The organism is Thermus sp., from assembly GCF_056332225.1.
The window spans coordinates 89309-103991 of record NZ_JBWGQW010000001.1 but is presented as its reverse complement, the minus strand read 5'-3'; the positions used below and the strand labels follow the sequence as shown (position 1 = coordinate 103991).

Annotated in this window: 14 protein-coding genes, 1 tRNA gene and 1 pseudogene; 8 read left to right on the top strand and 8 right to left on the bottom strand. The window is 66.9% G+C overall.

What is annotated here, in order from left to right; genetic code table 11:
* Positions 1–68: 68 nt before the first annotated feature.
* The 4 genes and pseudogenes from AC01Y6_RS00650 to AC01Y6_RS00635 all read right to left on the bottom strand — a co-directional run.
* A pseudogene (locus tag AC01Y6_RS00650) lies at positions 69–275 on the bottom strand (rhodanese-like domain-containing protein); the annotation flags it as partial.
* 81 nt (positions 276–356) lie between these two features.
* On the bottom strand, positions 357–683 hold the full coding sequence (soxZ, locus tag AC01Y6_RS00645; RefSeq protein WP_428720160.1) for a thiosulfate oxidation carrier complex protein SoxZ: 327 nt from the start codon (positions 681–683) through the stop codon (positions 357–359).
* Between the two features lie 11 nt (positions 684–694).
* Positions 695–1147, bottom strand: coding sequence for a thiosulfate oxidation carrier protein SoxY (gene soxY, locus AC01Y6_RS00640; RefSeq protein ID WP_347241484.1), 453 nt, complete (start codon positions 1145–1147; stop codon positions 695–697).
* Positions 1140–1568, bottom strand: coding sequence for a SoxW family protein (locus AC01Y6_RS00635; RefSeq protein WP_476669787.1), 429 nt, complete (start codon positions 1566–1568; stop codon positions 1140–1142). Before AC01Y6_RS00635 ends, soxY begins: the two co-directional genes overlap by 8 nt.
* Positions 1569–1795: 227 nt before the next feature.
* Here AC01Y6_RS00635 and cycA point away from each other — a divergent pair, with 227 nt between their 5' ends.
* From cycA to AC01Y6_RS00605, 6 genes are all read left to right on the top strand, one after another.
* A complete protein-coding gene (gene cycA, locus AC01Y6_RS00630) occupies positions 1796–2242 on the top strand; it encodes a cytochrome C-552 (RefSeq protein ID WP_476669786.1) in 447 nt (148 codons plus the stop codon).
* Between the two features lie 87 nt (positions 2243–2329).
* Positions 2330–3280 (top strand): ABC transporter ATP-binding protein, encoded by a 951-nt coding sequence (locus AC01Y6_RS00625; protein ID WP_428720158.1) that lies wholly within the window; start codon positions 2330–2332, stop codon positions 3278–3280.
* Positions 3277–3882, top strand: a complete 606-nt coding sequence (locus AC01Y6_RS00620) for a thiamine diphosphokinase (protein ID WP_476669784.1) — start codon at positions 3277–3279, stop codon at positions 3880–3882. The genes AC01Y6_RS00625 and AC01Y6_RS00620 overlap by 4 nt, the downstream gene beginning before the upstream one ends.
* A 39-nt stretch (positions 3883–3921) precedes the next feature.
* Positions 3922–3997, top strand: a tRNA-Lys gene (locus AC01Y6_RS00615).
* Between the two features lie 45 nt (positions 3998–4042).
* Positions 4043–5062: a DUF815 domain-containing protein gene (locus AC01Y6_RS00610; RefSeq protein WP_476669782.1), complete on the top strand. Its 1020-nt coding sequence runs from the start codon at positions 4043–4045 to the stop codon at positions 5060–5062.
* Between the two features lie 54 nt (positions 5063–5116).
* Entirely contained in the window at positions 5117–6796 is a 1680-nt protein-coding gene (locus AC01Y6_RS00605; RefSeq protein ID WP_476669781.1) for a GmrSD restriction endonuclease domain-containing protein, read from the top strand.
* A gap of 12 nt (positions 6797–6808) precedes the next feature.
* Here AC01Y6_RS00605 and AC01Y6_RS00600 read toward each other — a convergent pair whose 3' ends face one another.
* Complete coding sequence (locus AC01Y6_RS00600; protein WP_476669780.1) at positions 6809–8458, bottom strand: CTP synthase; 1650 nt, start codon at positions 8456–8458, stop codon at positions 6809–6811.
* 130 nt (positions 8459–8588) lie between these two features.
* Between AC01Y6_RS00600 and rplM the strand changes: the two genes are divergently transcribed.
* Positions 8589–9014 (top strand): 50S ribosomal protein L13, encoded by a 426-nt coding sequence (gene rplM / locus AC01Y6_RS00595; protein ID WP_347241764.1) that lies wholly within the window; start codon positions 8589–8591, stop codon positions 9012–9014.
* Positions 9014–9400 carry a 30S ribosomal protein S9 gene (rpsI, locus tag AC01Y6_RS00590; RefSeq protein WP_347241763.1) on the top strand — a complete coding sequence of 129 codons (387 nt, stop codon included), beginning with the start codon at positions 9014–9016 and terminating at the stop codon, positions 9398–9400. The genes rplM and rpsI overlap by 1 nt, the downstream gene beginning before the upstream one ends.
* On the opposite strand, the gene AC01Y6_RS00585 is transcribed toward rpsI, so the two are convergent.
* The 3 genes from AC01Y6_RS00585 to AC01Y6_RS00575 are packed head-to-tail and all read right to left on the bottom strand — an operon-like array spanning position 9397 to position 14677.
* On the bottom strand, positions 9397–12024 hold the full coding sequence (locus tag AC01Y6_RS00585) for a UvrD-helicase domain-containing protein (protein ID WP_476669779.1): 2628 nt from the start codon (positions 12022–12024) through the stop codon (positions 9397–9399). The genes rpsI and AC01Y6_RS00585 overlap by 4 nt on opposite strands.
* Entirely contained in the window at positions 12021–14249 is a 2229-nt protein-coding gene (locus AC01Y6_RS00580) for a PD-(D/E)XK nuclease family protein (RefSeq protein WP_476669777.1), read from the bottom strand. The genes AC01Y6_RS00585 and AC01Y6_RS00580 overlap by 4 nt, the downstream gene beginning before the upstream one ends.
* Positions 14250–14269: 20 nt before the next feature.
* Positions 14270–14677: a hypothetical protein gene (locus AC01Y6_RS00575; RefSeq protein ID WP_347241761.1), complete on the bottom strand. Its 408-nt coding sequence runs from the start codon at positions 14675–14677 to the stop codon at positions 14270–14272.
* Positions 14678–14683 lie beyond the last annotated feature (6 nt).

Below are 14683 nucleotides of genomic sequence, written 5' to 3'. Positions count from 1 at the left end.
CCACCAGGGACTGGGCGGAGGCCAGGCCCAGGAGGGCCAAAAGGGCGAAAAGCTTCCTCATCATCCACCCCCTCTATGGGAAGGCCGGCGTCCAGCCAGCCTTTGAAGCCGTGGGCGATGTTCTTGGCGTTCTTGTAGCCTTTGGCCTGCAGGAAGGCCGCCACCACCGCGGAAACGCCCCCCGAGTTGCAGAGGATCAGGGACTCCTTGCCCTTGGGGAGCTCGCGCAAGCGGTCCGGGACCTTCCCGGCGTAGATGTGCACCGAGCCCGGGATGGAGGAGGAGAAGCGCCAAGAGCATTACCTTTCGCATACACCACCTCCCTAAGGGCGCCCGGGAAGACCCGGGCGCCCGCCCTAGGCCAGCTCCAGCTTGGCCGCGCCCTCGCCCGTGTCCCCGTCCGTGTCCTTGAGCTTGACGGTGAAGGTCCCGGGCTTCTCCGCCTTGAACTTAAAGCCGTAGAGGGGGTTGGCGCTGGTGGAGGGGCCGGGGCGGGCCTCCGCCACCTTTTCCCCCTCAAAGTAGACCTCCACCAGGTTGATGTACTTGGCGGGGATGAGCTTCCCCTCGGCGTCCCGGCGGGTGCCGGGCTCGTTGGGGTGCTGGGCCACCGCCTGGAGCTTGAACTCCTCGCCCGCCTTGGGCTTGGCCGGGGTTAGACGCACGATCACGCGAATCGCCATGGCTCACCTCCTTAACCGCACCCGCCCGCCGTGAGCCGGGTGCTGGCCGAGGCCAGAAGGAGCTTCCCGTCCTGGGTCTCCACCACCGCCCGCACCGCCGTGGTCTCCGCCAGGCGCACCCGGGTGGCGTAGTAGGGCAGGGCCTTCATGGGCATGAAGCTCGCCAGGCGGGGGGTGGGGTTCTTGTCGGCGAAGAGGTGGACGGCCTTGATCTGGGCCGAGGGCAGGTTTACCTCCACCTCGGCGGGCACGTTGGCCCCGCTTTCGGCGATGGCGGGCATGGTGAGCCTCACCAGATCGGAAGGGGTGAGGTCCTTGAAGCCCTTGCCCAGGGTCTCCTGCAGGGCCTTTTCCAAGTTGGCCAGGTCCTCGCCCTCGAGGCCCTGGGCCCTCACGGGAAGCCCAAAGAGGACCCCGGCCCCTAGGGCCGCTCCGGTAGCCTTGAGAAACGCTCGCCTATTCACACGCACCTCCCTTGGCACACATCTGGCGCAGCTCCTCCAGAAACTGCGCCCGGGGCCGGCTGCCAAAAAGCCGGCCCACCTCTTCCCACGCCCCCTTGCGGAAGGCGAGGAAGACGAAGGTAGGGGTCCCCGGCACCCGGAAGCGCCGGGCAAGCTCCTGCCCCTCCGGGGTCTCGGTGCCCACGGAGGCCACCACGAAGCGCTCCTCCAAAAGGCGGCTTACGGCGGGGTCGGAGAGGACGAAGGTGTTCATCTGGTCGCAGTAGGGGCAGCGGGGGCTGTGGAAGTAGACCACGACCACCCGCCCGTGGGCCTGGGCCAGGGCCTGGGCCTGGGGCAGGGGATACCAGCGGCCGAAGTCCGGGGCCGCCAAGGCCAGGCCCATCAGGAGGAGCGTCCAAAGTACCCGGTATGCGTACATACTCCACTCTGCCTGGGTACACCCAAGGACATTTGTACCATACTCGCGGGTCAAGGAAAAATCAAGAGCCTAGGGCGCAAACCTCTGTGTACTTATCCACAAACCCCCTTCCCTTATCCAAGCATTGCCGTTTTATACCCCAAGGGGTAGATGGCTTAAGCCAGGCTAAAGGTACACCCCTTGACGGGAAAGCAGGGACAAACTACCCTATACCCCGGAGGGTAAAGATGAAGCGGACCCTTATGGTTTTCCTCCTTCTCGGCGGCCTGGCCTTGGCCCAGGCGGACGGCGCCAAGATCTACGCCCAGTGCGCGGGGTGCCACCAGGCGAACGGGCAGGGCATCCCCGGGGCCTTCCCGCCCCTCGCGGGCCACGTGGCGGAGATCCTCTCCAAAGAGGGGGGCCGGGAGTACCTCGTCAAGGTTCTCCTCTGGGGCCTGCAGGGCCAGATTCAGGTGAAGGGGATGAAGTATGGCGGGAACATGCCCGCCTACGCCCAGCTCAAGGACGAGGATATCGCCGCCGTCCTCAACCACATCGCCACCGCCTGGGGGGACGACAAGAAGGTGAAGGACTTCAAGCCCTTCGCCGCGGCCGAGGTGAAGGCCCTCCGCGACAAGAAGCTCACGCCCCAGCAGGTCTACGAGGAGCGGAAGAAGCTCGGCCTGAAGTAACCCCACCCCACGCTGGCCCAAGCCAGCACGGGGACCCCGGTAAAGGGACCTGGGCGCTTGCCCGGGCCCTTCCGGTTTAATGGGAGGGTGCTGGAGCTTCACCTGGAAAAGGCCTTTCCCGGCTTTAGCCTCTCCGTGGGGCTCTCCATGGCCGAGGGCGAGACCCTGGCCCTTCTAGGGCCTTCGGGAAGCGGGAAGAGCACCCTGCTCAGGCTCATCGCCGGGCTTCTAAGGCCCGATGGGGGTTTCGTGCGCTTCCTGGGGGAAGACCTCACCCCCCTTCCCCCCGAAAGGCGGAAGGTGGGCTTCCTCTTCCAGGACTACGCCCTCTTCCCCCACCTCACCGTGGAGGAAAACGTCGCCTTCGGCCTGGTGGAAGCCCGCTGGCCCAAGGAGGCGCGGGAGGCCCGAGTCAAGGAGCTCCTGGAAAGGATGGAGCTCACCCCCCACGCCAGGAAGCGCCCTAAGGAGCTCTCCGGCGGGGAGCAGCAGAGGGTGGCCCTGGCCCGGGCCCTGGCCCCTAGGCCCCGCCTCCTCCTCCTGGACGAGCCCTTGGGGGCCCTGGACCTGAGGCTTCGGGAGGAGCTCCTCCTCTTCCTGAGGAGGACCCTCAAGGAAGAGGGGGTCACCGCCCTCCTCGTGACCCACGACCAGGGGGAGGCCTTTCTCCTCGCCCACCGGGTGGCCCTGCTGAAGGAGGGGCGGCTGGTCCAGGTGGGGAGGCCCGAGGAGGTCTACGCCCGCCCCAAGGACCTCTGGGCCGCCCGCTTCCTGGGGCACAAGAACCTCCTCTCCCCTGAGGAGAGCCAAGCCCTGGGGCTTCCCCCCAAGGCCCACCTCCTCCCCCCAAGGGCCCTCGCCCTGGGAGGCCCCCTGGAGGGGGTGGTGGAGGAGCGCCTCTTCTTCGGGCCCCGGGTGGGGCTTTGGGTGCGGGTGAAGGGGGTCAGGCTCTACCTCGAGGCCCCCGAGGGCCCCAGGGAGGGGGAAGGGGTGGGCCTCCACCTGGACCCCGCCCAGGCGGTAGCCTTGGAAGGATGAGGCTCGCCCTCCTCCTCGGGGGGCCCCTCCTGGTGACGGAGGGGCTAAGGAAAAGGCTGGAAGGTTTTCGCCTCTGGGCGGCGGACTCGGGGGCCCGGCACGCCCCGGCCCTGGGGCTTCCCCTGGAGCTTTGGCTTGGGGACATGGACTCTAGCCCCCCCTGGCTGGACCTAAAGGCCCCCAAGGAGGTGCTTCCCCGGGACAAGGACCTCACCGACGGGGAGGCCCTCTTCCGGAGGGCCCTGGAGCTTGGGGCGGAGGAGGTGCTTGGCCTTGGGGCCCTGGGGGGGAGGCTGGACCACACCCTGGCCCACCTGGAGCTCGCCTTCCTCCTGGCGGAAAGGGGGTGCCGGGTGGAGCTCACCGACGGCCTCGCCTGGGCCCTACCCCTCCTTCCCGGGGTCCACGAGCTTCCCCTGGAGCCGGGAAGCCCCTTCAGCCTCCTCCCTTTCCCCGAGGCCATCCTGGGGGTGGAAGGGGCCCGGTGGAACCTCCCCCCCACCCCTCTTCGGGCCACCACCCGCACCCTGGAAAACCAGGCCCTGGGGCCCCTAAAGGTGCGCGTGGAAAGGGGGCGGGCCCTCCTTTACCGCTTCCCTTGACAGCGGAAAAAAGGAAGGCTACACTAGCCTTTGGCGTTTGGGCCGCTAGCTCAACCGGTAGAGCAACCGACTCTTAATCGGTGGGTTACAGGTTCGAGTCCTGTGCGGCCCACCAAAGCCCCCGGGGAAACCCCCGGGGGAAGCCCTTATGATGGGGCCCATGGAGCTGCCCAAGCGGCCCCCGGACCTCCTTTCCCTGGACCTCCCCCAGGGCGAGCCCTGGGGCTACGCCCTGGCCCAGGCCCTCCTCAAGGCCCCCTGGGCCTGGCGGGCCCTGAGGCCCACCCCCGGGCTTCTGGACCTGGTGCGGTGGGACCTCGAGGCCCTCTTCGCCGAGCTCCAGCGCCTTAGGGCGGAATCCCCCCTGGGAAGCCTGGGGGAGCGGCCCCCCCACCCGGCGGAGGAAGGGGCGCTAAAGGCCCTCCTCGCCCGCGACCCGGAAGCCCTGGTGGCCGTCCTAAAGGCCCACGGCCCCTGGCCCTTCGCCCTCTACCGGGCCTTCCGCTTTGACGGGGAGCTCCACCCCCTGCCCCACCCCCGCCTCCCCCGGGAGGACGAGCTCATCGGCTACGAGGCCCAGCTTCAGGCCCTCGAGGCCAACGCCCGGCGCTTCCTCTCCGCTAGGCCCGCCCTCCACACCCTCCTCTACGGGGCCCGGGGCACGGGGAAGAGCACCGCGGCCAAGGGCCTCCTCCACCTGGAGGGGGCGAGGATGGTGGAGGTGGAGAAGGGGGCCCTCCCCCGCCTCGAGGTCCTCCTGGAGAAGCTCGCCCTCCTCCCCCACCGCTTCTTCCTCTTCCTGGACGACCTCTCCTTGGACCCCGAGGACGAGGCCTTCCACCACCTGAAGGCCCTTTTGGAGGGGAGCCTCGAGGGGCCGCCGGAGAACGTCCTCCTCCTCGCCACCTCCAACCGCCGCCACCTGGTGCGCCTAGGGAAAAACCCCCTCCCCGGGGAGGCCCCCGAGGCCTGGGACGACCTTCAGGACACCCTGGCCCTCGCCGAGCGCTTCGGCCTGGTCCTCACCTTCCCCCCCTTTGACCAGGCCCTCTACCTGAAGGCCGTGGCCCACCACCTGGGCCGCCCCCTCGAGGCGGAGGAGGAGGCCGAGGCCCTCCGCTTCGCCCTGGCCCGGGGCTTCTCCGGCCGGGTGGCGAGGCAGTTCGCCCAAAGCCGTTGACGGTTCCCCAATCGATGTGGCACTATTTTAGGTATGCGTACAGGGTCATTCCGAATGAATCAGTTGTTGAAAAAAGCCAAAATCGGCCAGTTTAAACTCCCTCAATTCCAGCGTGATTTTGTTTGGAACGAAGCGCAGGTTGCTCTACTAATTGACTCTATTGCTCGTAATTACCCCATCGGCTCGTTGCTTTTATTAGAACCTAGTCCTGAGGTTCGCTTAAGCACCCGTTCTCTTCAGGTTGCTGTAGATGATTCGGAATCATTCTTGCAAAATACCTCTTCGGGAAACCTCTCTGGAGATGAAGATGTGGTACCGGAGGGGCAGGAGTTACTTATACTAGATGGCCAACAAAGGATGACCTCTATTGTTCGTGTATTGCTAAATGCCCACCCCCAAAAAACTTATTGGTTTGATTTACAAGCATTGTATGACTCATTTGAAGATGAACGATCGGATTGGATTAAGAAAACTTCTCTTTCTGGAGCGAAAGATCCAACCCGTAATAATGGGCGGTGGGTGCGTGCAGATCTTGTTATCGAGGGAGAAGAACAAAGGCATGTTATTAGCTATTTTTTGGATTTTTTTAGAGAAGAGCAAGACAGAGCAATGGAAGCGATACAAAAAGTTAATCGTATATTTGAAACTATCCGAAACTATGAGATTCCTTACATTCTTCTAGAAGGCCAAGAGGGAATAGAAGCTATTTGTCGTATTTTTGAAACAATAAACTCAACGGGAACGCGCTTAACCACCTTTGATCTGGCCGTTGCGCGTTACTTTCCCGAGCCAGATCTTAGAAACTTATACGAAACGGCGCAAAACTCCCATCACTTACTCAAACAATTTGATGTAGATGGAGAGCGAATCCTTCAGGTTATCGTCCTTCTTGAGAAGAATACAGAACCTTCCCGTAGTGAACAACTTAGGCTCACCAAAGAAGATATTAGTAAGCATTGGGATAAAGCAGTCTCAGCTCTGGTTTCTGCTATAAAATGGGCGCAAAACGAATGCGGCCTTGAGCCAAGGTACTACGTTGGTGAAAGTCAGTTGGTAGCTCTTGCTGGGGTTTTGGCCGGGTTAAGCCGCAGGGAACAAGAAGCCTTCCTTGTAGAAAGGCGAGATAAATTGGTGCAATGGTTTTTCTCGAACGTTCTGCAAAGTGGTTTTAGGGCTACAAATTACAGAATTTTTATCCATTATAAGAGCCTTCAAAAACTTTTGGAGGAGGGGCAAATCCCAGATGATGACCTTCCAGCGGTTAAACTCGACCTGGAAAGTTTGGTTAACTTGGCAAAAAGCGATAACAGACATAAAGCCATTCAAGCCCTCTTAAGACGAGTTATCCCTGAAGATTTCTACTCGGGATCCAGGATAGAATCAGATGTTTTAGAGATGCATCACGTTTTCCCCCGGTCTTTTGGAGGAAGAAAGAAGGTAGACTCCATCGCAAACTTAGTGCCCCTAACTCGCGAGAGCAACCAACGGCTTTCAAACAGAAATCCTTCGGACTACATTCACGATCTCAAGGATCGGGTAGGTATAAATGTGGCAAACAATCGCTTAAAGAACGCTTTGTTTCCAATCCAATTCACCTCTGACGGGGAAATACACCCTCCCATCCTATCGGACGATCAATACGAAGCTTTTTTGCACGAAAGAGGTAAGCTTATTCTGGAAAAAATAAGGGAGGTTCTAGGCAATCGCTTTGCCGAAAACCCCCCTGATGATTAACAGCAACCTTATCTAGGACCCTGCGAAAGCTAAGGACGCCTCCACGAAGCCCGCGAAGGGCGGGGAGGGGCGCATGGGCCGGCTTTTAAACTCGGGGTGGCTCTGGAGGGCGAGGAAAAAGGGGTGGTCCTTAAGCTCAACGGCCTCCACCAGCCCCGCCCCCCGGCCCCGCATCCCCGGGGTGGTGGCGGAGACCACGAGGCCCGCCCGCTCCAGCCGGTCCACGTAGAGGGGGTTCACCTCGTAGCGGTGGCGGTGGCGCTCCAGGGCCTCCTCCTTGCCGTAGAGGCGGTGGAGCAGGGTGCCGGGCTTGATGCGCATGGGCCAGTCCCCAAGGCGCATGGTGCCCCCAAGGCCCTCCACCTCCAGCTGCTCGGGCATGAGGTCGATCACCGGGTGGGGGGTGTAGGGGTCAAACTCCGTGGAGTTGGCCCCCTTGAGGCCCGCCACGTTCCGGGCGAACTCAATGACGGCGATCTGCAGGCCCAGGCAGATGCCGAGGTAGGGGATCTTCCGCTCTCTGGCGTACTGGGCCGCCCGCACCTTGCCCTCTATCCCCCGCACGCCAAAGCCCCCGGGGACCAGGATCCCCGCCACGTCGCCGAAGGCCTCGTCCAGGTCCGCCTCCTCCAGGGCCTCGGCGTCCACCCACTTCACCTCCACCCGGGCCCGGTTCCGGATCCCGGCGTGGCGAAGGGCCTCCAGGAGGGAAAGGTACGCATCCGGCATCTTCACGTACTTCCCGGCGATGGCGATCCTCACGGTGCGCTCGGGGTGCTTGAGGACCTGGACCGCCTCCTGCCAGAAGGAGAGGTTGGGGATCACGGGCTCGAGGCCCAAGGCCCGCTCCACCGCCCGGCCCAGGCCCTGCTCCTCCAGGAGGAGGGGCACCTCGTAGAGGTGCTCCACGGTGGGGCTGGAGAAGACGTGGCCGGGGCGGACGTTGGTGAAGAGGGCCACCTTCTTCCGCACCTCCTCGGGGACGGGCTTCACCGAGCGGAGCACGATGGCGTCGGGCTGGATCCCCACGCCCCTTAGGGTGGCCACGGAGTGCTGGGTGGGCTTGGTCTTGAACTCCTCGCTGGTCTCCAGGTAGGGGACCAGGGTGAGGTGCAGGTAGAGGGTGTTCTCCTCCCCCTCGTCAAAGCGGAACTGGCGGATGGCCTCGAGGAAGGGAAGGCTCTCAATGTCCCCCACCGTCCCCCCCACCTCCACCACGGCGATTTCCGCCTTCTGCTCCTCGGCCACCTTGCGGATCCTTTCCTTGATCTCGTCGGTGATGTGGGGGATGACCTGGACGGTCTGGGAGAGATACTCTCCCCGGCGCTCCTTCTGGATCACCGAGAGGTAGACCTGGCCGGTGGTGAGGTTGTTTCCCCGGGAGAGGTCCATGTCCAAGAAGCGCTCGTAGTGGCCGATGTCCAGGTCGGTCTCGGCCCCGTCCGCGGTGACGAAGACCTCCCCGTGCTCGTAGGGGCGCATGGTGCCCGCGTCCACGTTCACGTAGGGGTCAATCTTGATGGCCGTCACCCGGTAGCCCCGGGCCCGGAGGAGCGCCCCCAGGGAAGAGGTGAGGATGCCTTTGCCCAGGCTGGAAACCACCCCCCCGGTGACGAAAATGTACTTTCTGGACCTGGCTAGATGCTCGGAAACCCCGCTCACGGGTCTTCAGCCTACCACATCTACCCCCAGGCCCTAAGGATGTGGTAAAGTAACCTTTGGCGTTCTTGCGGGGTCCCCCGATCCCCCGCCAAGAGCGGTTCTTTGTGCCCAAGCCATAAGGAGGGCCCTGGTGAAGACGTACGTACCTAAGGAAGTGGAACCCCGCTGGGTTTTGATTGACGCCGAGGGCAAGACCTTGGGGCGGCTCGCCACCCAGATCGCCACCCTCCTTCGGGGCAAGCACCGCCCCGACTGGACCCCGAACCTTCCCATGGGGGACTTCGTGGTGGTGGTGAACGCCGACAAGATCCGCGTCACCGGGAAGAAGCTGGAGCAGAAGATCTACACCCGCTACAGCGGCTACCCCGGGGGGCTTAAGCAGATCCCCCTGGAGAAGATGCTGGCCACCCACCCCGAGCGGGTGCTGGAGCACGCGGTGAAGGGCATGCTCCCCAAGGGGCCCCTGGGCCGGAGGCTCTTCAAAAGGCTTAAGGTCTACGCCGGGCCCACCCACCCCCACCAGGCCCAGAAGCCCGAGAAGCTGGAGGTCAAGTGATGGAGCAGTACTACGGCACCGGACGGCGGAAGGAGGCGGTGGCCCGGGTATTCTTAAGGCCCGGGAGCGGCAAGGTCACCGTGAACGGCCAGGACTTCAACGAGTACTTCCAGGGCCTGGTGCGCGCGGTGGCGGCCCTGGAGCCCCTGAGGGCGGTGGACGCCCTGGGCCGCTTTGACGCCTACATCACCGTGAGGGGGGGCGGGAAGAGCGGCCAGGTGGACGCCATCAAGCTGGGGGTGTCCCGGGCCCTTCTCCGGTACAACCCCGACTACCGGGCGAAGCTCAAGCCCCTGGGCTTCCTCACCCGGGACGCCCGCGTGGTGGAGCGCAAGAAGTACGGAAAGCACAAGGCCCGCCGCGCGCCCCAGTACTCCAAGCGCTAGGCCTGGCCTTCCCTACCCCCCAGGGCTTCCCCTGGGGGGTTTTCCAGCTCCGCCAGGGCCGCCCTAAGCTCCTCGGGGGAGAAGGGGTGGACCTCCTGGGAGCGGAGGTAGACCACCCGGGCCTCCGCCTCCACCCCCCAGGCCCGCCGCACCGCCTCCCGGTAGAGGGCGAGCTGCGGGCGGTAGACCTCCGGGTGGACCTCCCGGTCGGTCTTGTAGTCCTCCAGGTACCACTTCCCCCCCACCCGGTACAGGCGGTCCAGAACCCCGTACCAGACCGTTTTCCCAAGGGGCAGGACCAGGGGAAGCTCGGCGTGGTCCTCCTCCCGGGCCTCCAGAGGGGGAAGGGGGCCCCCCAGCATGGCCCGGTAGCGGCGGAGGAGGAGGCGGACCTCCCGCAAAAGGGCCTCCCGTTCCTCCGGGGAAAAGGGAAAGGCCACCTCCTGGAGGAGAAGGGCGGCCATGGACCCCTGGTCCTCGGGGTCCAGATGGCGGGCGATGGCGTAGTGGACCAGGGTGCCCAGGGCCCGGGCGAACTCCGGAGCCCGTTCCGCCTCCAGGGCCTCGAGGAGGGGAAGGGGCTCCTCCTGGGCCTTGCGGTGGGCGCTGGGGGAGTAGACCCGGGGGAGGGGGCGGGCGGGGAAGGCCAGGGCGGCGTAGGGCGCGGGCTCCGGAGGAGGGGGAAAGGAAGGGGGGGGCCCGGGGAGGGGGGCCGCCCCCACGGGGTGCCGGTAGACCCAGGGGTCCTCGGCCTCCGGCCCCAGGCCGAGGCGCAAGAAGGCCCTGGCCCAGGGTCCTGGGCGGCTCGAGGCGCTTCCCGTCACCAAGAGCACGTCCTTGGCCCGGGAGAGGGCCACGTAGAGGAGGCGGAGGCCCTCCTCCTCCTCGGCCTGGGCCCAGGCCTTGCGCACCCGGGCGAAGGCCTCCGTCCCCCGCAAGGCCACCTGCCCCTCGGGCCCCACCGCCACGGGGTCCCGGAAGGGGGGGTCCTCCCGGGCCAGGTCAAAGACCGCCACCACGGGCCACTCCAACCCCTTGGCGGCGTGCACCGTGAGGAGGCTCACCCCCTCCGCGCCCTCGGGGAGCTCGCTGGCCTCGGGGTCCTGGGCGCGAACCTTGAGCCACTCCAGGAGGGCCTCGAGGTCGGGGAAGCGCTCGGAGGCCGCCAGGAGGAGCAGGGCGTCCAGGTTGGCCCGGGCCCTGGGGGAAAGCCTCCTCAGGAAGCCCTCCTCCCGGGCCAGGGCCTTCAGGGCCTCCAGGGGCTTGGCCCCGGCCAGCCCTTTCAGCCAGAGCAGCCGCTCCCGCACGGCCTCGGGCAGGAGGGTAAGGGGGTCCTCCGCCCGCAGGGCCTCTTCCACCTGGGCCAGGTCCAGCCCCACCCAGGGCCCCCGCAGAAAGGCCAGCAGGGAAAGGCGCTCCTCCGGTCCCCAAGGCCCCTCCAGGAGGGCGAGGCGCAGGGCGTGGTAGAGGTCCCGCACCTCGGGGCGGTTGAAGAAGCTCCGGCCCCGCCTGAGCCCATAGGGCACCCCGCGGGCGCGAAGGGCCGCCTCGAGGTGGGAAAGGCTGGTGCGGCTCCGGACCAGGACGGCCATGTCCTTAAAAGGGTAGCCCTCCCCGTGAAAGGCCAAGAGGCGCTCCGCCAGGAGGGCGGCCTCCCGCCTGCGCTTCCCCTCCAGGTCCCCCTCCCCCACCACCCAGTGGACCTCCACCCGCCCCTCCTCCTCCCGCTCGGGGGCCACCAAGACCCGCTCCTTTTCGGGGAAAAGGGCCACGAAGCGGTTGAGGAAGCGGGCCACCTCCCGGGCGTGGCGGAAGGTGCGGTCCAGGGAACGGACCTCCTCTGCCCGGGCCAGGGCCTGGCGGAAGACCTCCACCCGGGCGTTGCGGAAGAGGTAGATGGACTGCTTGGGGTCCCCCACGGCCACCACCTCCGCCCCCGCCTCCTCCAGGGCCTGGAAGAAGCGGCCCTGCAGGGGGTTCAGGTCCTGGTACTCGTCTATCAGCACGTGGGGAAAGCGCTCCACCACCCGCCTTAGGGCCCCGGGGTGGTCCAGGAGGCGGAGGGCCCAGGCCTCCAGGTCCCCGGGCCCCAGGGCTTCCCCGGTGCGGCGGCGGTACCTTTCCAAGACCTCCTGGAAAAGCCCCACCGCCTCCTCCGCCCCCGGGAGGGGGGTGAACCCCTGGGCCAGGGTGCGCTTCCGGTAAAGGAGGTGGAGGACCTCGGGGAGGGGGCCCGGGTCCAGGCCCCGGAGGTAGAGGAGGCTCCTCACCTCCTCCAGGAAAAGGGCCTCGGCCAAGAGCTCGTCCACCACCGCGAAGTCCGGGTCCAAGGAGAGGAGGGGGGCCACGTGGCGCAGGGCCTCCGCCAGGAAGCCGTGGATGGTGGTGAACACCGCCCCGTGCACCTCCCGCCTGGCCTCCTCGGCCCAAGGAGCCCCGGGCGCCCTCGCCAGAAGGTCCTCCACCCCCGCCCGGGCCCGGGCCCTCAGCTCCTCCGCGGCCTTGCGGGTGAAGGTGACGGCGGCGATGCGCCTTAGGGGAACGCCCCTTTCCACCAGGGCCAAGAGCTCCTTCACCAGGGTGTGGGTCTTGCCCGTGCCCGCCGAGGCCACGTAAAGCCTCACAGCTCCTCCTTCCGGCAGACGTCCTTGTAGGGGCAGGGGTGGCAGTGGCTCCCGGGCTTTGGGGCGAAGGGGCTCCCCTGCCAGAGGGCCAGGGCCTCCTCCAGCCTGGGCTTGATGGCCTCCAGGGGCCCGATCCTATCCCCCTTGCGGAAAGGGCGCCCGCGGTAGGGGACGGGCTCGCCCAGCCAGGGCCAGGCCCAGAGGTGCACCGCCTCCACCCTGGGCTTGAACCTGCCGTCTAGGAGCTCCTCCAGGGCCTTCCACTCGGTCCAGCGCTTCCGCGCATCCCATTCGGGCTCGGCCCCCGCCGGGAGAAGGCGGTAGAGGTGCAAAGCCTCCCCCTCCCGCCGCACCCCGTCCAGGCGCAGGCGGTAGCCTTCCCTCTCCCAAAGCACGAAGAACCGCATGCCCTCCAAGTGGGCCCGGTGCCGCTCAAGCCAGGGCCCCACCTCCGGGTGGTTCCAAAGCCCTTCCCCTCCACGGGCGAGAAAGGACCAGCCCGAAAAGCCGTCCTCTTCCTCCCGCAGGGGAAAACGCTCCATGTACGCCCGGAAAGGGCACTCCAGAAGGCGCCTTAGGGTCTCCAGAAAAGGGGGCTCTTTCCCGCCCGAGGGCCAGGGGGACCGGAAAGGGGTGTGGGGCAGGGCCTCGAGGCGGCTCGCCGGGGGCAGGGGGTCGGGCCTTCGCCCCTGTTCCACGGGCGGGTAGGAACCGGAGGGCCCGGCCTCGGGGTAGAGGAGGAAGACCTCCTCCCCCCGGGTGGCCACCGCCTCGAGGAAGAGGGGGTCAAGGCCCCGGAGGCGCCTTGGAAGCCGGGAGAGGAGCCCCCGCTCCCTGAGCTCCTCCAGGAGGAAGTAGTCCTCCCCCTCCCCCAGGGTGTACCGCCCCGCCACCCAGTCCAGCACGTAGGCCCGCCGGGCCCGCACCCCCGTGGCCCGCAAGGGGGGAAGGACGGGGACGCCCCGCCCCACCCCGGGGGGCAGGGTCTCGTCCAAGAGGAGGCTCCGCCACCAGGCGAGGGGGTTTTCCCGGTCCACCCGGAGGGCCAGGCGGAGGCGGGAGAGGAAGGGTTCCTTGGCGGAAACCCCCACCCTTTCCAAGGCCTCCTCCGCCCAGGCCAAGGGGTCCGGCCCCGGGGCGCGCAGGGCCCGGAAGGCCTCCCACTCCGCCAGGAGGCCTTCCCGCTCGGCCAGGGCCTTAAGGGCCTCCTCCCCCGCCAGGCCCAGGCGCAAGGCCCGCCGGCCCAGGGCGGAAAACCCCAGGGCCAAGAGGTCCCGCCCCGAGGGGAAGGGGCTCAGGAGGGCCAGGACCTTTTCCCCGTCCTCGGTCTCCGCCAGGGCCCGCTCCCGGCCGTCCTCCAGGGGGAGGCCGTACTCCTCCTTGAGGAGAAGAAGCCCCCCGATGCGCTCCTCCGGGGCCACCACCAGCACCTCCTCCGGGGCCAGGCCCTCCCCCCCAAGCTCCCGTGGGGCCAGGGCCCGCTTCAGGGCCCGGAGGAGGTGGCGGGCCTCCTCCACGGGGTTGGCCAGGCGCCACACCTCCTTGCGCACCGGCCTAGGGGGAAGGGTTTCCCAGGGCTTTAGGCCCTGGGGCAGGACCTCGAGGGCAAGGAGCACGGGCACCTCCTGGGCCAGGCGCCGGAGGAAGGCCAAGTCCAAGGGCCCCACCTCCCGGAAACCGTCCACCACCACCAGGTGCGGCCTCGGGAAGAGGCGAAGGGGAACCTTGAGCGCCAGGCGGCGGAAGTCATCGTAATCCAGGCTTCCCCGCTTCAGGCGCTCGTAGGCCAGGTAGACCCGCCTCAGCCTCCCCGCCTCCCCCTCCTTGGGCAGGGCGAAGGGGGAAAGCCCGAAGCGCTTGAGCTCGGCGATGGCCCGGGCGAAAAGCCGGGCCTCCCCGGGGGCTACCCCAGGGCCATGGAGCTCCCGCAGGGCCTCGGCCACCAGGGCCACCCGCCCCGCCCCCGGAAGGAGGGGGCGAAGCCAACCCGCCTCGGCCAGCGCCCGGTAGTAGAGGGCCTGGAAGGAGAGGTACTCCAGGCCCAAAAAGGGCCCCTCCCTGCCGAAAAGCTCCTGAACGTAAACGCGCTGGTGGGGCAGGCCCACCCACCACACCCGCCCCCGCGCCCTAAGGGCCTCCAGGGCGTGGGCCAGGACGAGCCGGGTCTTCCCCGAGGCCGGGGGGCCTAAAAGGGGATAAAGCCCGGGCCCCAAAGCGGGCTTCATACGAGGGGCATTCTACCCCCTCAAGGGCCCTGGGGCAGGGGCAGGGGACGGAGGTCCTCCCCCAGGCGCACCACCCCCACCACCCGGCCCCGGTGGAGGACGAAGCAGCGGTACTCTCCCGGCAGGACCACCACCCGCCGGGCCAGGGAGAACTCCCTCAGGAAAGGCAAGGGCCTACGGGGAAGGGGCCTGCCCCGGGGAGGGCCCAGGTGGGGGTAGGGTCTCTCCCCCTCCAGGGCCAGGAGGAGGAGGGGCCTCTCCCGCCCCAGGAGGACCAGGGTGGCCCCCCCCTCCCGGTAGAGGGCCAGGACCTCGAGGGCCCGCACCACCTCGGCGCAGCGCAGGAGGACGGCCTCCTCCGAAAAAGGCCCGGGCTCCCCCCCCAGGGCCATCCCAAAGAAGGCGAGGAGGAGCACGGGCCAGCGCATGGGTCA